General features: G+C 36.3%; 19 protein-coding genes and 3 riboswitches. Of the genes, 18 read left to right on the top strand and 1 reads right to left on the bottom strand.

All coding sequences use genetic code 11. The features are described 5' to 3' along the window. Positions 1–259 precede the first annotated feature (259 nt). Positions 260–360: riboswitch (TPP riboswitch) on the top strand. Positions 361–574: 214 nt separating this feature from the next. The 8 genes from LZD48_RS11285 to LZD48_RS11250 all read left to right on the top strand — a co-directional run bounded on the left by LZD48_RS11285 (position 575) and on the right by LZD48_RS11250 (position 8,806). After that, on the top strand, positions 575–808 hold the full coding sequence (locus tag LZD48_RS11285) for a thiaminase II/PqqC family protein (protein ID WP_235762848.1): 234 nt from the start codon (positions 575–577) through the stop codon (positions 806–808). Positions 809–1,489: 681 nt separating this feature from the next. Beyond that, positions 1,490–2,764 carry an acetylornithine deacetylase gene (locus LZD48_RS11280; protein ID WP_235762847.1) on the top strand — a complete coding sequence of 425 codons (1,275 nt, stop codon included), beginning with the start codon at positions 1,490–1,492 and terminating at the stop codon, positions 2,762–2,764. Positions 2,765–2,806: 42 nt separating this feature from the next. Further along, positions 2,807–3,583, top strand: a complete 777-nt coding sequence (locus LZD48_RS11275) for an ABC transporter ATP-binding protein (protein WP_235762846.1) — start codon at positions 2,807–2,809, stop codon at positions 3,581–3,583. 3 nt (positions 3,584–3,586) lie between these two features. Then, positions 3,587–4,327: an ABC transporter permease gene (locus LZD48_RS11270; RefSeq protein ID WP_235762845.1), complete on the top strand. Its 741-nt coding sequence runs from the start codon at positions 3,587–3,589 to the stop codon at positions 4,325–4,327. 1 nt (position 4,328) lies between these two features. Next, positions 4,329–5,348 carry an ABC transporter substrate-binding protein gene (locus LZD48_RS11265; RefSeq protein WP_235762844.1) on the top strand — a complete coding sequence of 340 codons (1,020 nt, stop codon included), beginning with the start codon at positions 4,329–4,331 and terminating at the stop codon, positions 5,346–5,348. A gap of 610 nt (positions 5,349–5,958) precedes the next feature. Further along, positions 5,959–6,273 (top strand): hypothetical protein, encoded by a 315-nt coding sequence (locus LZD48_RS11260; protein ID WP_235762843.1) that lies wholly within the window; start codon positions 5,959–5,961, stop codon positions 6,271–6,273. An 875-nt stretch (positions 6,274–7,148) separates the two neighbouring features. Next, positions 7,149–8,228 (top strand): DUF3137 domain-containing protein, encoded by a 1,080-nt coding sequence (locus LZD48_RS11255; RefSeq protein WP_235762842.1) that lies wholly within the window; start codon positions 7,149–7,151, stop codon positions 8,226–8,228. Between the two features lie 17 nt (positions 8,229–8,245). Next, entirely contained in the window at positions 8,246–8,806 is a 561-nt protein-coding gene (locus LZD48_RS11250) for a LemA family protein (RefSeq protein WP_235762841.1), read from the top strand. An 896-nt stretch (positions 8,807–9,702) separates the two neighbouring features. Here the strand turns inward: LZD48_RS11250 and LZD48_RS11245 are convergent. Beyond that, entirely contained in the window at positions 9,703–10,752 is a 1,050-nt protein-coding gene (locus LZD48_RS11245) for a homocysteine S-methyltransferase family protein (protein ID WP_235762840.1), read from the bottom strand. 85 nt (positions 10,753–10,837) lie between these two features. Continuing rightward, positions 10,838–10,939: riboswitch (SAM riboswitch) on the bottom strand. A gap of 142 nt (positions 10,940–11,081) precedes the next feature. Between LZD48_RS11245 and LZD48_RS11240 the strand changes: the two genes are divergently transcribed. The 10 genes from LZD48_RS11240 (at position 11,082) to LZD48_RS11195 (ending at position 20,082) form a co-directional block, all read left to right on the top strand. Then, the gene (locus tag LZD48_RS11240) at positions 11,082–11,579 is read left to right on the top strand and encodes a GNAT family N-acetyltransferase (RefSeq protein ID WP_235762839.1); all 498 of its coding nucleotides are present in this window, start codon (positions 11,082–11,084) and stop codon (positions 11,577–11,579) included. 428 nt (positions 11,580–12,007) lie between these two features. Further along, positions 12,008–12,112, top strand: a riboswitch (SAM riboswitch). Positions 12,113–12,203: 91 nt separating this feature from the next. Continuing rightward, on the top strand, positions 12,204–12,374 hold the full coding sequence (locus tag LZD48_RS11235; protein ID WP_235762838.1) for a DUF2292 domain-containing protein: 171 nt from the start codon (positions 12,204–12,206) through the stop codon (positions 12,372–12,374). Between the two features lie 140 nt (positions 12,375–12,514). After that, a complete protein-coding gene (locus LZD48_RS11230; protein ID WP_235762837.1) occupies positions 12,515–13,528 on the top strand; it encodes an LLM class flavin-dependent oxidoreductase in 1,014 nt (337 codons plus the stop codon). A gap of 21 nt (positions 13,529–13,549) precedes the next feature. Beyond that, a complete protein-coding gene (locus LZD48_RS11225; RefSeq protein ID WP_235762836.1) occupies positions 13,550–14,068 on the top strand; it encodes a GNAT family N-acetyltransferase in 519 nt (172 codons plus the stop codon). A 14-nt stretch (positions 14,069–14,082) separates the two neighbouring features. After that, on the top strand, positions 14,083–15,270 hold the full coding sequence (locus LZD48_RS11220; protein ID WP_235762835.1) for an amidohydrolase: 1,188 nt from the start codon (positions 14,083–14,085) through the stop codon (positions 15,268–15,270). A 46-nt stretch (positions 15,271–15,316) separates the two neighbouring features. Then, positions 15,317–16,123, top strand: a complete 807-nt coding sequence (locus tag LZD48_RS11215) for a MetQ/NlpA family ABC transporter substrate-binding protein (RefSeq protein WP_438822760.1) — start codon at positions 15,317–15,319, stop codon at positions 16,121–16,123. Positions 16,124–16,155: 32 nt separating this feature from the next. Continuing rightward, positions 16,156–17,235 (top strand): methionine ABC transporter ATP-binding protein, encoded by a 1,080-nt coding sequence (locus tag LZD48_RS11210; protein WP_235762833.1) that lies wholly within the window; start codon positions 16,156–16,158, stop codon positions 17,233–17,235. Next, positions 17,177–17,827: a methionine ABC transporter permease gene (locus LZD48_RS11205; RefSeq protein WP_235762832.1), complete on the top strand. Its 651-nt coding sequence runs from the start codon at positions 17,177–17,179 to the stop codon at positions 17,825–17,827. The genes LZD48_RS11210 and LZD48_RS11205 overlap by 59 nt, the downstream gene beginning before the upstream one ends. Before the next feature lie 32 nt (positions 17,828–17,859). Further along, positions 17,860–18,708 carry a MetQ/NlpA family ABC transporter substrate-binding protein gene (locus LZD48_RS11200; protein ID WP_235762858.1) on the top strand — a complete coding sequence of 283 codons (849 nt, stop codon included), beginning with the start codon at positions 17,860–17,862 and terminating at the stop codon, positions 18,706–18,708. 33 nt (positions 18,709–18,741) lie between these two features. Then, on the top strand, positions 18,742–20,082 hold the full coding sequence (locus LZD48_RS11195; protein WP_310739812.1) for an LLM class flavin-dependent oxidoreductase: 1,341 nt from the start codon (positions 18,742–18,744) through the stop codon (positions 20,080–20,082). Positions 20,083–20,186 lie beyond the last annotated feature (104 nt).

Genomic DNA, 20,186 nt, shown 5'->3' with positions numbered 1-20,186 from the left:
GAACCAAGACAGCATCAGAATGAAGTACAGACGTGCTTTGTTTCAAGAAACAGGTGTTGAATCTTAATTGGGGAAACCTGTTGAGTGTTAATTGTGAAAAACTGCTTAATTCTACTTGACGGTTACAGTAGTGGAACTATCGCAGGCGTTGCATAAATAATGCCTAAAAGATCTACCGAGAAAAGCTTGATACAAACCCAAATCCAGCGATATTTGACAAGGGTAAACATGTATGATTATAATAAGGCTAATTGCATAGATGAATCACTAGGGGAGCAAAAGTTTGCTGAGAAAGACATGTCTTGACCCTTTGAACCTGAACTAGGTCATACTAGCGTAGGGAAGTGGTGGCGATACGTATAACAGTATCTTTTATTCTACCATTCCCTCTATTAGTGGAATGGTTTTTTTGATTTATTATTCAAAATAGAAAGAAGGAGATAAGATATTATGACGATTACAGATCGCCTATTCAAAACTGTAGAACCTGTTTGGGTAATTATTTAGAGCATCCATTTGTGAAGGGGATTGGGGAAGGTACTCTCGATAAAGAGAAGTTTATTCATTCATTATTATGGAACAAGATTACGTATACTTAATTGAATACTCTCGTGTGTTCGCGATTGGTAGTACGAAAGCGAATGATTTAAAAACAATGACTACTTTTACTAATCTACTTAACGTCACAATGGATTTTGAAATGGATCTGTATCGTAAGTATGCAGAGGAATTCAATATTTCGACTGAAGAGTTAGATGCAACAGAACCTTCAGCTACTATGACTGTCTATACAAGTTATATGACTTAGTCAAACACAGCTCGGCGCATGGAAAGCGCTATCGCAGTCTTTTGGAAATTTCCCTGAAAATGCTGATGACTGTATCGACTTGATAAATGACATTGCAAAAGATAAACCTGAACATGAGTTGAAAAGAATTAAAGATATCTTTGTCCGTGATTAAATAGATGAATAGATGAATCAATTGAAATAGATGGTACAATTATTTGTTAAAAGAAAAATTCCATACATTTCACCACTAGGGGTATTTTGGCGTAACTCTTTACTCATAGTTTCTATAAAACTGAGAAAGGACTTCTCCTTAATTCTTAAACTTGATCTAGTTCATACTAGCGTAAGGAAGCGGTGACAACGCAAATGCATCGTCATTATAATTCATCTACAATTATCGACATGTGTGTATTGGCTCATGAGCTGCTTCCTGATGCTGGCAGTAGCTCTTTTTAGTCAGCTGAGCTCACTTTATGCTTTAAACAGTTATCCAAACTGACACCATCTATTTACTGTAGATAAAGTTTACACAATTCCTACTGGAAAACAAACCGAACATGATTCCCCCAAGCTGCACGTGTGAGGAGACTTGTTGATTGCCTCCTTAAAACAGGAAGCTTTTATATCGTTCTCCCTACTCGTTTTTTCAAGTATTATATGTGTGAATATCAAGTTCTCTCTTATGAAAGAAGGTTATACATGATGAGTAATCTAAACAAAATAATAGCTCAAGTAGATGAACGTCAAGATGAGTTAGTAGATTTACTAGCTACTCTCATCTCATTTAAAACACCCGCTCCACCTGCTCGAAATACGAGAGAAGCACAAACATATGTGGCTCAATTTTTAGAGCAGATTGGTTTCTCTATCGATATGTGGGATGTTTATCCCAATGACCCTAATGTCGTTGGCGTCCAAAAGGGAACGAAATCAGATACCCATCAAAGTCTCATTGTAAATGGGCATATCGATGTAGCAGAAGTAAGAGAAGATGAAGCGTGGAAATCAGATCCATTCCAACCGATGATTCAAAACGGCAACATCATTGGTCGTGGAGCTGCTGATATGAAAGGTGGACTTGCCGGAGCGTTATTTGCACTAAAGTTATTAAACGAAGGAGATATGACCTTTGCAGGTGATGTTATCTTTCAATCCGTAATTGGAGAAGAAGTTGGAGAAGCAGGTACATTACAATGCTGTGAACGGGGTTATCACGCCGACTTTGCTCTCGTTGTGGACACAAGTGATTTGCACATCCAAGGTCAAGGTGGTGTCATTACTGGTTGGATTACCGTTAAAAGTGAAAAGACCTTTCATGATGCAACCCGCAGAAATATGATTCATGCAGGTGGAGGCTTATTTGGTGCAAGCGCAATTGAAAAAATGTCGAAATTAATAGAAGGTCTTCAAGAGCTTGAACGTCATTGGGCAATAACGAAGCAATATGAGGGCTATCCACCTGGGACAAATACGATTAATCCAGCGGTCATCGAAGGTGGTCGTCATGCAGCATTTATTGCTGATGAGTGCCGGTTATGGCTTACTGTTCATTACTATCCGGATGAAACCTATGAACAAGTTACCCAAGAAATAGAAGACCATCTCTTAAGAGTCGCTGAAGCGGACATATGGTTACGTGAGAATCCACCAATATTTGAATGGGGTGGAACATCAATGATTCAAGATAAGGGGGAGATTTTTCCTTCTCTTGAAGTAGATCCAAATCATCAGGCGATAAAAATATTATCAAAATCTCACAATAAGATTCATGCTGAACCTGTGACCATCGATGTTTCACCATCTGTTACAGACGGGGGCTGGTTCTCTGAAGCAGGCATTCCGGCCGCAATTTATGGACCAGGTGATTTTCTTCAGGCACATGCTGTAAACGAACAGTTATCTATCGATCAATTAGTTTCCTTTACAAAAACGATGATTCACTTTATTTATCAATGGTCCAATCAAGAAAAATAATAAATGATCTTATTACTTAAGCATAAAAAAGGATGAATATCCATGAAAAGTATACTAGACAATGACGAACAAGCACTTCAATTTAAAAATGTCTATTTTGATTACGAAAATGCTGCCGGACAAATCCGAATCTTAAAAGATGTGAGTTTTTCTATTCCAAAAGGAGAATTTGTCAGTATTGTTGGTGCAAGTGGCTCGGGAAAAACAACTATTTTCCGACTGATAGTTGGATTGGAACAACAAAAAAGCGGCTCTATTTATGTCAATGGTGAAGAGATGGAGAAACGCTTAGGTAAAGTTGGGTATATGCCACAACAAGATTTATTAATGCCTTGGAGAACGGTTAGACAAAATGCATTCCTTCCTTTGGAAATACAAAAGCAAAAGGATACTGATAGTAAAGTAGATAGGCTGTTGGGGGAATTTGGATTAAAAGGATATGAAAATAAATATCCAAATGAACTATCTGGTGGAATGCGTCAACGGGTTTCCTTTTTACGTGCCACTTTATCAGGTTCGAACGTGTTATTGTTAGATGAACCTTTTTCTGCACTTGATGCGATGACAAAATTATTTATGCAGGAATGGCTACTAGAACAATGGGAGAAACAATTATCGACTATTTTATTTATTACACATGATATTTCCGAAGCTTTGTTTTTATCTGATAGAATTTTTGTTATTACAGATACCCCTGTTACAACATTAGAGGAAGTTAAAGTTCCACTCAAACGTCCGAGGTGGCAACACCATTTGGATCAAAAAAAGGTAATTGAACTAAAAAATAGTTTAATAGAACGTTTCCGAATGAGGGTTTAACACATGAGAAATTATATGTATTCAACTATATTGACTTTTATCCTATTACTTATATGGGAAATAGGTGCAAGGCGGATTAACACATCTTTTATTCTTCCTGCTCCAACTGAAATTGGGATGAAACTATGGGAATTACGTGAAGAATTGTTCTTACATCATCTTCCTATTACATTTTCCGTTATTGCGATCGGCCTAGCTATTTCCTTAACGCTGGGTATTCTGTTATCAATTGGCATGAGTATGTCAAAAACATTAGAACAAACGTTATACCCATTGCTGATTACCTCGCAGACAATCCCTATTATCGCCCTGGCACCAATTTTTGTACTTTGGTTTGGATATTCTATTTGGAGTAAAATTGTTGTAACGATTATTATTACTTTTTTCCCGATTACTGTAAGCACATTTGATGGATTACGGTCTACAAATAGGGATCTGAAGGAATTATTTCAATCCATGGGTGCTTCTAAAAGACAACTTTTTTTCAAGTTAGAAGTGCCCTCTGCTTTATCATCCTTTTTTTCAGGATTAAAAGTGGCTGTACCTATGAGTGTTATTGGTGCTGCAATTGGTGAATGGCTCGGTGCACAAGCGGGATTAGGGTATTTTAGCCGTCGAATGATGACGCAATTCGATGGGGCGGGAGTATTTGCTCCGATTGTTTTACTTTCGCTTATAGGTATTCTTTTATTTATTGCCGTTGTTTTATTAGAAAAATACATATTGAATTGGAGACGAATATAAAATGAAAAAAAACTTTATTTTTTTATTCACTATTGCTTTGCTTCTCTTAATATTAAGTGCATGTGGTGAAGATAAAAGTGAAACAAAAGAAGAAAGTTCTGTTGCTAGCGATGAAATGAAAAAGGTAAGCATCATGCTCGATTGGTATCCAAATGCAGTTCACAGTTATTTATACGTAGCTGATGAAAAAGGCTATTTTGCTGAGGAAGGATTAGATGTGGAATTTCAATTTCCTGCAAATCCTACCGATCCTCTTACACTCGCAGCTTCAGGAAATATTACGATGGGATTGTATTACCAGCCAGATGTAATTATGGCAAAAGCTAACGAAGATATTCCTGTAAAATCTGTCGCTGCAATCGTAAGAGAACCATTAAATCATGTTGTTTATCGTTCAGATAATCCAATGGCTTCACCAAAAGAGCTAGAGGGTAAGCAGGTTGGCTATCCTGGAATACCGATAAACGAAGCACTAGTAAAAACGATTGTGAATTATGATGGTGGAAATTATGACAAAGTTGACATGATTAATGTTGAATTTGAATTAGGCTCTTCCTTGATTTCTGAACAGGTCGATGCGGTGAGCGGAATGTATGTCAATCACGAAGTTCCTGTTTTACGAAGCGAAGGGTACGAAATTGATTATTTTAACCCAGTTGATTACGGGGTACCAAGTTATTATGAAATAGTTGCAGTGACAAGTGAAGATACATGGGAAAATGAGCAAGCAGATATAGAAGCTTTTTGGAAAGCTGCTCGAAAAGGCTTCGACTTCATGGTTGAAAATCCAGAAGATGCACTACAAATTATTCTTGATCATCAAGACCAAGCTAACTTTGCTCTTGATAAAGAAGTAGAGATGGAAAGCATGAACATTTTATTACCAAAAATGAAAAGTGAATCAGGATTTGGAACACAAGATATAAGCTCATGGGAAGAGACAGCCGAGTGGTTGAAGAAAAATGAATTAATTGATGAAGTCCCCGATATGGATGAGTTAATCGTTAATATTGAACCTTAACTATTTCTTTTTTTCTAAGTTTCCTAAGTACAGCGAAAAGTCGCAGTGAGATATGTTATATGTCACTGCGACTTTTATGTTTCTATCATTTAAGATGTCGGTGAATAACTACCTCATTACAGCACAATTAATTATCCTGCTTAAACTCAGAAGAGATGGATAAAATGCGTACTTACCTGATTAAAAGGTTCCTTCCGAAACGCTGTTTTGAGCGATACCGGATAAGTGGTAAATGTTGGGAAACGATCATCAGTGGCCTAGGACTATTTACCTTTCATAAAAAACACTGTACTCATTGTTTAAATAAGTATATACGGACAAGGAAACCGGTGAGAAAAAGGAATTTATATGTATGATGTGCTGGAGGCGAAGCTAGTTGTAAGGAACATGGTTTTAGACGCTGAGATTATTGGAAATGAATCGGAGGACGTGCCGAATCGGGATGCACTTGACTAAATCCGTTATAAAGGACTTTTCCTTGCTTCATCGTTAAATAGTGGCTGTTTTATTTTTTTAGTCTTAATTTATGCAACGTTAGTGGTATTTATTGTAAGATTGAAGCATCGTCTAAGAGTTCATATTGTGGCATAGATAAGAGGGAGGTAATAAGATGAACTTTATAAAAAAGAATGAGTTTTTTGTGTTTTTATCGTTATTATGTGCAATAGGTGTATTTTTAATGAGTGATCCATTTCAACGTATGGCGTACTGGGGGGATGATTTTGTTTGGTATTGGGTTGGGGTTGCTTTCACTTATTTTCTTTGGCTAATGGGTGTGGTTTTTTTAGTGGTAGCAATTACTAGGGGAAAAAAAGTAAAACGAAAATTAATATTTGGTTTATCAATGCTTGGGATAATTATTTTATTGATTTGTGGTTTTTTATGGACTACTTTTGTCATAATTGCAGGAATCTCTGGAGTGTGATTTTTTCATAACAGGCTGCAATTGTTGAATGGGTGATTAAGGGGAATATTGTGCTAAATCTTATTTAAAAGTCAAAATTGATTAAGCAAGCAATGGATTCTCAAAAACTTCAAATCGTTAGCTTTTTTAACATTTGAATGAATTTCATAATTACCAAAGTCGGCTTTCCCATCACCATATGTAGTTGGGAACGAACCAACTCAACTACATATGTTGATGGTGAAGCATTAAATACGTATTATGAAATTCATTAATTTATTTTATATAAGAGATGTGATAACAATGGAAATGCAAGTTTGATAGCTTCTCGGTAAGTATAATGAAATCTTGTAATCAAACAATACAGATGAGAATCGAGTATATCCTGCTAATTTAATATTCGATTGCACTAGAAAAACGGTAAATTTAAAATAAATGGTCCATCCATTGACAGGGGGAAATGAAAAGGTATATTATTTAAATAATTACGGAGAAATTTACCAAATACGTGTATTACAAAAATATAATAATTGGACGGATTCCTATTGGAGCACACTCGGCTATTATCTTTAATTTCCATAAAGTATTTTTATCAAAAACAATAACCACTTAAAGATTGTTCAATTTAAGGACGATGGATTACTATATAACGGTTTTATAGAAGGTTCATGCATTCCCTCAGTAGTAGCTTGATGCTTTAACAACAGTCATATGATTCAAAATACTTATCTAAAAGTTTAATACAATTATCTCCTCGGATACTTATATTTGAGGAGATAAAATGTAGAGTAGATACATGTTTGAAAGTTGCCAAGTTTTTTATTGTTCTTTGTTATAATGAATCACTAACATCAGACGGTGAAAAATATATGATTAAAATATCAAGGAGGGAATGTATGCTTACCGAAGAGATGCGAGAAGTAAAAAGAAATGCTTATGGACTTGAATTATTTGCGAAAGAAAAAACAGAATTTATTGCTTTTTATGAAAAGCATTTAAAAGAAGAACTAGAGAGTCTGGAAGTTGAACGAAAAAAGTTTATGAAAGGTTTAATTCCTCAAATCATTGCAGCCCCATTCCTATTGCTATTCATTTATTATGTCTTTCGCGATATTACATTATTCATCATACCAGCTGCTCCGATTGCCATTACTGGATGGATAGGTCTTTATTGGATGAGACATAAGAAAAAGTTAGAATCGAGGGCAAAAGTGATTATTGTGCCAAAACTCGTCAAATTTATGAACTCATATTTTACATATGAACCAGATGGCTCATTAACAATTGATGATGTGAATGAAATGCGTATATTTAAACATAGAGCTGACGTTGGATTCGGAGATGATTTAATTAAGGGATATGTGTATGACCGAGATGAAGATGCATATACATATTTGTCATTTAGTGAGATGATCGTTCGGAATGATTATAAAAAACGGCAAAAAGGCAAAGTTATTGAAAAACCATTAGGAATGTTAGCGGCTGGTTTGCTTTTTAAAGTAGAGTTCAATAAAGACTTTGGTCGTTCGTTTACGATGATTAAACCTCGCTGGTTGCTAAAGAAAAGAAAGTATCGAAAAAAGTTAAAAAAATTCGATAAGCAGCATATAATGCAAGAGGTTCTACTGGAAAATCCAATGTTTATGAAGAAGTTTGTTGTTCATTCAACGGATCAGATTGAAGCAAGAGTTATTTTGCAAACCGATACAATGGAAAACTTACTGGAATTCGTGAACTATGTACCTGACACAATCGAACGAAAGCGTGGGAAAAGAAAGAAGGGACGATTCATTCCTTATTTTACATTTTATAATAATCAAGTGTATATACTCATCCATACAGGATCGAATCATTTTATCTTAAACATTATGAAAGAGTTGAACATTGATACGGTGTATGATTATTTCAAGGATATAAATCTAGTATTACGCTTTATAGATGATTTAAATTTAAACTTAAAATTATATAAAAAATAAAAGTGAGGTTATGTTCTATGTATTATGCAATTACGATTGGCATATTAATAGTACTCATAGCGTCTTATACAATTTCAACGTATAACAAAATGAAACACTCAGCGGTTAACGTTGATGAAGCTTTTGGAGGCATTGAAACATATTTGGAAGAGCGTTTTGATATGTTAACAAAAGTAATTTCAACCGCAAAAGAAGAGTCGAAAAGAGAAGTGGAACTTGTAACGAAAGTAACAAATATGAGAAGTGCTTTTTCGCAAGCAGATTCAGTGAATGAAAAAGTTGAAGCGGGGATACAAATTGAAGCAGCAATGCCTAACTTAATGGCAACGATGGAAAATTATCCTGATCCAAAATTTAATGAGGCATTTCGTAAAACACAACAAGCAATCATTGCAATTGAAGATAAATTATCGGCAGCAAGACGCAACTACAACAGTAATGTATCGGTGCATAATAAACGGATTGTTGCATTTCCGGCAATCATTATTGCGAGTATATTCGGATTTAAAGAAAAGAAAATGTTCGAGTCAACAACATATAAACGAAACGATATTGACGTGGATAATATGTGGTCTTAACACATTTAAGCAATGTTAATTCAAATAGAGAAAGGCTAAGTCATATAAAAAAGAATGGTTATGATAGTTTGTAGTCTTATTTTATCATCTCGCTTGTAAGAGCGAGATGATCTGAAATTAAAAATATTGTTCAGCAAATATATGAACAAAATCTTTAATTTGTTTATTTTAAAAAGAATTTAAGCTGAGGAAAATGCTAGAAGATGAACAAAATGGATGCTTTTTGTTGCTATTAAGGTGGGGGATATCTACCAAGGACGCTGGCTGCTGCCAAGTCTATAATGGATACCGCTACCAAGTTATAATTTCATGCAGGCGCCCATCAAAGATCCGAATTCTTTCGAAAAAAGGGTTCGGATCTCCTACAATTTATTTCCAATATATATTTATCCTAATAAATACCATCCGCTTTCCTTATTTTACTACCTGAATCAGTAAAAACATTCTATTATATTAAGCCTAGATGTTCTCGAAAAGTATGGCCTTTATATTCGGTTCTGTAAATACCCCTTTTTTGCATTGCTAGAACAACTAGTTCAATAAAATCTTCTAAACTACCAGGATTTGGAATTAAAAATTTTTATTTAAGTTGATCTGAATCGGTTGAGTCATAGAATTTATTAAATGGGCAATGGATAATGTAGATGGAATTACCAAAGAAAGAGTTAGCGTGGCCACAGCGATTGAGCTAGATTAAGAAAAATTGAAGAGAGCTCACCCTATCGATTTGTGCTGGCAGCAGCAAATGTATTTTAGCAGGGTGAGCTTTTTTTGTTTAAAGACGATTAAATGAATAGAGAAGTCTTAATCGCTCGTATGCACTATATTCTATTTCATTCGAATAAATTAGATGTTCAGTTTCTCTTCTGGGTACTTATTTAAAATCAGCTATGCTCTTATGCCTTTGTACGATATTCTGTGTTGTGCTTTTTAAGTGTTTCATCATTACCAAATAAGAAGTGTTTCTCCATGTTAGGAGAGAACTTTGAATTCACGGTTTCAACCCCGACAGCCTCTGCAACTTCTCTAAGCATTGCAGGTGAAGCCCCGCAGCATAGGCCGATATAATTTATCCCAATATCTTTTGCTTCTTTTGCCCACTCGGCTAATTCGAAACGGTTATGGTAAAGCGGATCAAGTGCAGTCGGGAAAGTTGTTTCCGTCGGCAATGTGCAGCTACATCCAGCATCAGGCAAATTAAAGAATGTTGGATTTTCTTCTGTCGTACGGTATGGAATTGGCAGAGCGCCCACATAGCCATCTACATTTTTTCGGATGTCCACTAAGTATGAATGCATTGTATCCGGTCCGCGGAAACAGTTCAGACCAACAACTAATGCACCTTCCTGAGAAAGAATCTTACATGATTCATCTGCAGTATATCCATCCCTTAGAATATTCTCTCCAAATAAGGCTAGCGTAATGACTGCAGGTATACCTTGTTTTTGAATTTCTTCCAAGGCAATTAATGCCTCTTCATGATAATAAAATGTTTCACCAACAATGTAGTCAACGCCTTCTTCCTTACACCATTTCACCATTTCTGCAAACATACTTCTCACTTGTTCTTTAGAAGCTGGGTCATTTGGGTCAAAAATATTTGTATTTGAAATATTTCCTGCAACAAGTGCCTCCTCAGTTGGATGTTCTTTGGCTACTTCTTTCGCCAAACGAATGGCACTCCGGTTTAGTGGCTCTAATAAATCTTCTTTACCAATAATGCGAAGTTTTTCTCGGTGACCATTATACGTAAATGCTAAGATTACATCGGACCCGGCATTCATAAAATCTCTATAGGTCTGTTTAAGTGCTTCTGGGTTTTCTAGTGCAACTTCAGGCACAAATGACCCTGCTTGTAAATAGCCCCTCCGCTCCAATTCAAATAAATATCCTTCTCCGACAATAACTGTTCCATCTTTCAACCTTTGTTCTAAAGTACGTTTCATTACTTCTCCTCCTTATTTTTTAAAATAAAATATTAAAAAACCCCTTCTTAAGTAAGAAGAGGTTTAATTACAATTTCGGTTTCTCTTCTTATCTTCAAGCGTAACGCTACTGGAATTGGCACAGTGCTTCAAAAAGTCTGTTGCCGAGGTATCAAAGGGCCAGTCCCTCCACCTCTCTAGATAAGAGAATTACATATTTAATTTTGGTAATTTTTACTCTACATAGATTCCGTGTAAAAGTCAAGGGGGATTTAGGAAATATTTTAAAATTAAAATTGTATTTTGTAATAAGATTGATTACAGCAAAATAGAGTAAGGGGAGAAAACGATTGATCATTAGGGGAGTTAAATCAACAGATGCAGAAAAGTTAGCTTATCTTATAAAAGAGGTTGGAAATAGTGCAAAGTACATGCTTTGGGAAGCTGATGAAAGAAGGATTCAAGCAGATAACCAATTAGAGATGATTGAAAGTATGCAAGCCAGTGAAAATTCTACAATACTTGTAGCGGAAATGGATGAAGATTTAGTGGGTTATCTTTTCGCCATGGGTGGAAAAGCCCGAAGAAATAAGCATTCTGTTTATATTGTAATCGGCATATTGCAAGGCAAAAGAGAGCAAGGAATTGGAACGAAATTATTTAAAAAGTTGGACCATTGGGCTAAGCAGCATCATATTCACCGATTAGAGTTAACCGTTGCGACGAAGAATGAAGCCGGATTATCGCTGTATAAGAAGGCTGGATTTGAAATAGAAGGGACAAAAAGACACTCCTTACTCATAGATGATGAATTTGTGGATGAATATAATATGGCGAAATTATTATAGGCAAGTTCAGGTTTTACTTACTTGAATGAATTTCATCATTACCAAAGTCGGCTTTCCCATCACCGTATGTAGTTGGGAACGAACCAACTCAACTACATATGGTGATGGTGAAGCATTAAATACGTATTATGAAATTCATTAACCTAGAATAAATTTTGTGTAAGATTTCTGTTCATGTTAATGAAAATAAATTACCACTTATATCATAATATATTGTCATAAGTGCTAGTGTTTCTTAGGATAGGTAGCATTAACTTACAACGGATAACTAATAAAGTTCGAATTTCGGTTATGTTTAAAGTATGCTTGACATTGTAAATCCTGAGTGTTACTATAGGAAATATCAGAATAAAAGTAATCTTTTTATAGTGAGTATCGTTTGTTATGTAAAGATCTATAACGTATTCGAATACAATTAAATAAATATTTTCTTATCCAGAGAGGTGGAGGGACTGGCCCTTTGATGCCTCGGCAACAGACTTTTTGAAGCACTGTGCCAATTCCAGCAAGCCGATGTGCTTGGTAGATAAGAAGGGTGATAAGTATAATTAAAACCTCTTCTTATTTGAAAAGAAGGGGTTTTTTAGTTTTAAATTAAAAAATACTCTGGAAAGGGGGGATTATGTGGCAAATGTTAATGATAAAAAAATCGCAGACATCGTAACTGAATTAAAAAAATTAAAATATGGAAACTTAATTATAACCGTTCATGATGATGAGATTACCCAAATAGAAACAACAGAGAAAAAACGTTACCAGCCACAAGGTAAAAAAACAGCGAACTTCATGAAGTGAGATATCATTCAGTGGAGTTATTACAGAACGTTAATGAGTGATAAATATGCCGATTAGACAACTAAAGGCAGCCTTCTAATCTACTAGAATAGAAAGCTGTCTTTTTTTAATTAAAAAGTAACAAAAAATGGGGGAAATTAATGAGCTATCAACTTGGAATTCTTGATCAAAGTCCAGTATTTGAAGGAAAGACGGCCACCGATGCATTACAAGACACGATTCAATTGGTGAAAAAGGCAGAAGCATGGGGCTATTCTCGGTTCTGGGTGGCAGAGCATCATCATATGGAGCAAGTAGCTGGTTCATCACCAGAAGTATTAATCTCACATTTGTTGGCACATACAAGTTCAATCCAAATAGGATCAGGTGGGGTGATGTTACAACATTATAGTCCATATAAAGTTGCGGAGAACTTTAATCTGTTAGCAAGCCTTGCTCCTGGAAGAGTAGATCTTGGAATTGGAAAAGCACCTGGAGGATTACCATTATCTACAAGAGCTTTACAACATGGAAATTTAAAGAATGGAAATGACTTTAATGAACGCTTAACCTTTTTAAGGGATTTAATTGACGATTCCATCAAAAATAGTCACCCACTTGCAGGTATTCAGGCTTTACCAAAGCCAGAAAAGAAGCCAGAAATTTATTTGCTTGGAGGAAGTACCGTTAGTGCAACTTTTGCAGCGGATTTAGGGGTTAACTTTGTTTTTGCAGGCTTCTTAAATAGTGATGAGGAATTGCTTCAAGAAACAGTTCGAACCTATAAGGATAATTTTAATGAGGGAAAATGTATTGTCGCTTTAGCAGTCTTAGCAGCACCTACACAACAAGAAGCTGAGGAATTAGCAAAAGACCATAAATTATATATCTTACATCTGCATGATGGGAGGACATTAACCGTTCAATCAAAAGAGCAAGTGCAGGCATATAAAAGTCAGGCAGAAGGCCCATTTGAAGTAGAAGAAAAGGCGGCAGATATTATTGCTGGTACGAAAGAATTTGTGAATGGTGAATTGAACCGACTTCATGAAACGTACAAAATAGACGAATTTATTCTACACACTCCGCTGCGGAAAAAAGAAGAACGTCTACGTTCCTTCCAACTACTAAGTCCATTCCAATTAACGAAGAAGGTTGAATCCACAATATATTAAATAAATTAATTGGGGGTAACGATGGGTAAATTAATAAGCAATCCAATTATAGTAAGTGAGTTGTTTATAGACGAAGCTGAGATTCTTCGTCAAGTTTTAAGCGAAAGTTATCAACAGTATGAGCGTTATTATTCGCCGCAAGGATGGAAGGATTATTCAAGGAAAATTGTCTCATCCGTTGACAGTCCAAATGTAGATAAAATATTGGTAGCCAAACGGAATCAGGAAATTATAGGTAGCTTGCAACTATTTAAGTCATCGGAAAAGGCATATGGAAATCCGGAACTTGAAATTCAAGCACCAATCATTCGATTATTAGCAGTTCTTCCTCGTGCTAGAGGTTATGGTGTTGGAAAAGCATTATTAGCAACTGCCATCAATGAAGTCAAAACTTCTGGGCAATCTAATATGTATTTGCATACAACTGAGTTTATGGATGGAGCGATCCAACTTTATAAGGGGTTCGGTTTTAGAAGAGATGAGTCAAAGGATTTTGTGAGAGAAGATATTTTATGTAAATGCTATAGGCTAGATGTTTAGAGGGGGATAATTGTATGATTCAATCTGATTTACAGGAATACTTAATTTCAATTAGGCGTTATTTACATCAGTACCCTGAGTTATCACTCCAAGAATTTGAAACAACGAAATTTATTCAAAAGCAATTACAGGATACTGGGATTCATGTGAGGAAAACAAGCTTAAAAACCGGAGTATTCGCACAATTACAAGGTAAAAGCCCGGGACCGACAATTGCGCTTCGGGCAGATATCGATGCACTGCCGATTGAGGAACAGACGGGCTTATCTTACGCTTCAAAAGTTAAAGGTGTGATGCATGCTTGTGGCCATGATTTCCACACCGCCGCATTAATCGGAGCAGCTTATCTATTAAAAAAGAATCAAAATAAGCTGAAAGGAAATATTAGATTCATTTTTCAGCCGGCTGAAGAGATAGGTGGTGGAGCAGAGCAGGTGATTGATGACGGGCAACTTGAAGGAGTGGAGGCAATTATTGGGCTTCATAATAAGCCTGAGTTACCAGTTGGAACAATTGGTTTAAAAGCAGGACCGGTGATGGCCTCTGTTGATCGCTTTCGGATTACAGTTAAGGGGAAAGGAAGTCATGCCGCCATTCCGCAGAATGGTAAAGATCCAATCCTTGCATCTTCACAGATGGTTACGGCGCTTCATTCCATTGTAAGCAGAAATATATCCCCATTAGAAAGTGCTGTTGTCAGCGTCACTAGAATAACAGGCGGAACTACGTGGAACGTCATTCCGGGTGAGGTGACTTTGGAAGGAACGACACGAACGTTTAATGATAGAATTCGCGAAGAAATTAAAGGAAGTGTACAAACTATTGTAGAAAATACAGTCCGTGCATATTCGGGAGAGGCTATTATTGATTGGTTTCCCGGACCGCCCCCAGTGATAAATGACACAGAAACAATAGAAACTATCTACCAAGCTGCACAACAACAAGGCTTAAACACGGTAGATCCAGAACCGACAATGGGGGGAGAAGATTTCGCCTTTTATCAGCAACAAATTCCTGGTGCTTTTGTTTTCTTTGGAACGAATGGAAATGAAGATTGGCATCACCCTGCTTTTACAATTGATGAATCATCATTAATTAAGGCTTCTTACTTTTTGTATGAAAGTGCGCTGTCTTTACTACAAGGATTCCAGTTGAAACAAGATAAAAAAAGAGAATTAAATAATGAACCTGAATGGAAATAAGTGATTATTCTCATTTAAAAAGCGGTTAGGAGTGAACAAAATGAAGATCAAAAATACTATTCTTTTAGTACTAATAATGATTGGAGTATTTGCAGTTGTAGGTTGCGGAACAGAAGCTACTACAGAGAATGAGCAAGTTACGTTAAAGATTGGCGCTTCATCTGTACCTCATGCGGAAATATTGGAATTTATTGCACCAGATTTGGAAGAAGACGGTATCGATTTAGAAATAGTGATTACTACAGATGGCATTCAAACAAATCAGCAGACAGCAGATGGGGATTTGGATGTGAACTTCTTTCAGCACACTCCGTATTTGGAGCAAGTTAACGAAGATAGTGGATTGGATTTAGTAGTCGTGGAAGGGATTCACATTGAACCGTTTGGCATCTACTCAAAGGAAATTAATTCAATTGATGAATTATCCGAGGGAGCACAAATCGCCATACCGAATAATCCTTCAAATTTCTCAAGGGCACTCGAATTATTTGCAGATAATGGAATTATTGAATTAGATGAAACGAAATCAGGTGACTTCTTACTAGAAGATATAACAGAGAATAGTAAAAATCTAGAATTTGTTCCAGTCGATCCACCACTCTTAGTTCATTCACTGGATGATGTGGAAGCTGCAGCAATTAATACAAACTATGCGCTTGAAGCTGATTTTAACCCATTAGAAGATTCATTGATCATTGAAGGAGCCGACTCACCATATGTGAATGTGCTTGTGTCTAGGCCAGACAACAAGGATAGTGAACCGGTTCAAAAGCTTATAGATGCGTTGACAACGGAGAAAGTTAGAGGGTTCATCCTTGAAAATTACGGAGAAGCAGTCGTTCCAGCATTTTAATGTAAATCAGAGGAAGAAAAGGAGGGGTTATATTGATAGAATTCCACCAGACTTCGAAGGTGTTTGAAAGTAATGGGAATAAAGTAGAAGCATTAAAAGATATAAATTTAACGATTAAAAAAGGAGATATATTTGGGGTAATAGGTTTCAGTGGAGCTGGTAAAAGTACACTCTTACGTACCGTTAACTTATTAGAGTATCCGACATCAGGTGAAGTGATTGTTGAGGGAAGGAATTTAGCAAACCTATCCCAGCATGAAATACGTGAGGCGAAGAAGGATATCGGGATGATTTTCCAGCATTTTAATCTAGTCCATTCTAAGACTGTTTTCCATAACGTAGCAATGCCTTTATTGTTAAGTGGATATAATAAGAAAGCAGTAGAAAATCGTGTATATGAAATCCTTCGTTTTGTTGGTATAGAAGAGAAGGCTGAAAATTATCCAGAACAGCTGTCAGGCGGGCAAAAGCAGCGTGTTGGAATCGCTCGTGCGCTTGTTACAAATCCTTCTATATTACTGTGTGATGAGCCTACGTCGGCACTAGATCCAGAAACGACAAAATCGATACTAAATTTATTAAAACAAGTAAATGAAGAATATAAAATCACAATATTAATTATTACACATGAGATGGAAGTGATTAAACAAATTTGCAATCGAGTTGCTGTCATGGAAGATGGCCAAATTATTGAATCAGGAAATGTCTATGATATTTTTGCCCATCCGAAGACGGATACAACACGTAAATTCGTCAAATCAGTTGTTCGGGATGAAGTTCCCATAAGTGTCTATCGATTGTTGAAAGAAAATAGTCACTTTAGTCGTATTTTTAAAATTGAATTTTTTGGAATTAACTCGGGACAACCGATCATTTCAAAAACGGCAAAAGTTTATCCTGTGGAAATCAATGTTTTGTTTGGCAATATTACAGAATTGCAAGGCATTCCTTTTGGTAATTTAATTGTAGAGTTAATTGGTGATGAGTATGAAATTAAGCGAGCAATTGAATTTATTATGAAGCAAAACGTAAAAGTAAAGGAGGTTTTTGAAGATGGAAGTGAGCGCGGAATTGATATTGAACGCTTTGTGGGAAACGCTTTACATGGTTAGTGTCTCACTCTTTTTCGGAGGATTGATCGGGATTTTCTTAGGAATATTATTAGTTGTTACAAGAAAAGGTCATATTCTTGAAAACCGGTTGATTTATTCGGTTGTAAATCCAATTGTTAATATTTTTCGTTCAATTCCATTTATTATTTTACTTGTGGCTATTATTCCATTTACAAGGCTGATTGCTGGTACATCAATCGGAACGACGGCAGCAATTGTTCCGCTTGTACTTCACATTGGACCTTATTTTTCAAGATTAGTAGAAAATTCTTTATTAGAAGTGGATGAAGGGATTATTGAAGCAGCAAAAGCTATGGGGGCGACACCACTTCAAATCATCTATCGCTTTTTAATGCCGGAAGCCTTCTCTTCTTTAATATTAAGTTTAACGACGGCGACAATCGGTTTAGTTGGAGCAACGGCAATGGCTGGAGCGATTGGTGGTGGGGGATTAGGTGATGTAGCAATCACATATGGCTACCAGCGTTTTAGTTCAATCACAATTCTTGTAACAGTTATTATTTTAGTGATTATTGTCCAGGGAGTTCAAGAAATAGGAAATAGATTGGAACGCAAGGCAAGAAGAATGTAATTAAGGCAGTAAATTAGTCAGGAGGCATGATGATGAAAAAGTGGATCTTTCCTATTCTTTTAGTCTTTGGTCTATTATTAGTTGCGTGTTCAAATAATTCTAGTGCAGAAGCAGAAAAATCAAAAGTTAAGGTCGGTATTCGAAATTCCGAACTTAGGACGTGGGAATATTTAAAAAAACAAGCGGAGGAAGAAGGAATAGAAATTGAAATTGTTAATTTCTCCTCTGCATATGATCCTAATCAGGCCTTGATAGAAGGAGATATCGATATAAATGCATTCCAACACGTTGCATATCTTGATTCATTTAATGAGAATACCTCTTCAGATATTGTTCCAATTGGTACAACAATTATTGCTCCGCTTGGTTTGTACTCCAGTACTTATCAAACGATAAATGATATCCCAGATGAAGCACAGGTAGCTGTTCCAAATGATGCTCCCAACTGGGGGAGGGCATTACTGTTATTACAAGAAGCCGGTTTATTAACTGTTGTCGATGACTTTGATGGATATGGCGGAGAAGATAAAATTAAAGAGAATCCAAAAAATATTGAAATTGTTCCTGTAGATAGTGCGAACACACCCCGTGTAATGGAAGATACGGCTGGTTCGGTGATTAATAACGGAGTCTCATTAGAGGCGGGACTAACATTAAAAGATGCACTTATTCATGAAAGTGAAACCGCGAAGCCCTATATAAATGTTATTGCGGCAAGAGAACAGGATAAAGACAATGAAACATTTCAAAAAGTAGTAGAAATTTATCAATCCGATGATACAGCTAAATTTATTGAGGAAACTTACAAAGGAAATTATCTTCCAACAATTATTTCTTTAGAAGAATTAAGTAATTACAAAGAGTCCTATTCAAGTAACTAGAGATTAAGTTTAATAAATTAAGGGGAGAGAAAAGTGACTAAAAGACAAATAAAATTAGCAGCTTATTTAATTGGAACAGGAATGCATGTTGCTTCCTGGCAACATCCAACAGTAAATCCAAATGCGAATATTGATGTGAGGGCCTTGCAAAAGTTAGCCCAGATTGCTGAAAAAGGAAAGTTCGATATTGCTTTTATTGCAGATAGCCTGGCAATTAATCATGAGTCACACCCACAAATATTGAATCGATTCGATCCAGTTGTACTAATAACGGCTTTAGCATCAGCAACGGAGAAAATAGGGGTCGGAGCTACCTCTTCGACAACATACAACGAACCATATACCCTTGCACGTCAATTTGCTTCTGTTGATCACATAAGTGATGGCCGTGCTGCATGGAATGTAGTCACAACTGCTGATGCTACAGGACAGACTGCATTAAACTTTAGTCGAGAAAATCATTGGGAACATGATCACCGATATGAGCGAGCTGAGGAGTTCGTAGATATTGTGAAGGGACTGTGGGATTCTTGGGAAGATGATGCTTTTATATATAATAAAGAAACTGGGGAGTTTTATGATCCGAATAAGGTTCATGAGCTTCATTACAGTGGTGAGTATTTTTCGGTAAAAGGACCATTAAATATTGCAAGGTCAGAGCAAGGCCAGCCGGTCATCATTCAGGCAGGTGCTTCCGTTCCAGGCCAAAGACTGGCCGCTCGTACTGCTGAAGTTGTTTTTACCCATTGGGATACTATCGAAGAATCGAAACAATTTTATCAAAAATTAAAGTCACAATTAAATGAGTTTGGGAGAAGGGAAGAGGAGCTTCACATTCTGCATGGAATATCACCAATCGTAGGAGAAACGGAAGCAATTGCACAAGAAAAATATAATGAGTTGCAAAAACTAATCGATCCATATGAAAGTTTAAAGTTTGTTTCTGGATATATGGGAAATGTGGATTTCTCTAAATATTCTCTAGATACGCCAGCAAAAGAAGTGGAATTTCCGAGAGTAAATAGTATTCAAAGCCAATTCAATGAAATGAAAAGAATCATTCAGGAAGAGAATCTCAAGGTTGGTGATCTCTACACAAGATTTTTCGGTGCTGCTAAAAGGGATGGATTTATTGGTACACCAACACAAGTAGCAGATGAGATGGAAAAATGGTTTAAGGAAAAGGCAACAGATGGCTTTATGATACAATTCCCGCTACTACCAAGGGATTTAGAGGATTTTGTGGAATTGGTAGTTCCAATATTACAGGAAAGAGGTTTATTCCGATTGGATTACGAAGGTGACACACTACGCGAACATCTTGGTCTAAAGAAACCAAAAAATCGATTTACAAAGGAAGAAGTTAAAAACTAGTATTACGTCCACGACTATTGTAATCATACCATTTTGCAAAAGCTGGTCTAAATCCAATAATCACTCGGGTTTTCTTTCCTAAGAATCCCGAGTTTTTTCATGTT

Source organism: Oceanobacillus alkalisoli (assembly GCF_021556485.1).
In the GTDB taxonomy this organism is placed as follows: Bacteria; Bacillota; Bacilli; order Bacillales; family Amphibacillaceae; genus Oceanobacillus; species Oceanobacillus alkalisoli.
Note: the sequence above shows the minus strand (reverse complement) of the source record. Positions and strands in the feature narration are given on the sequence as shown.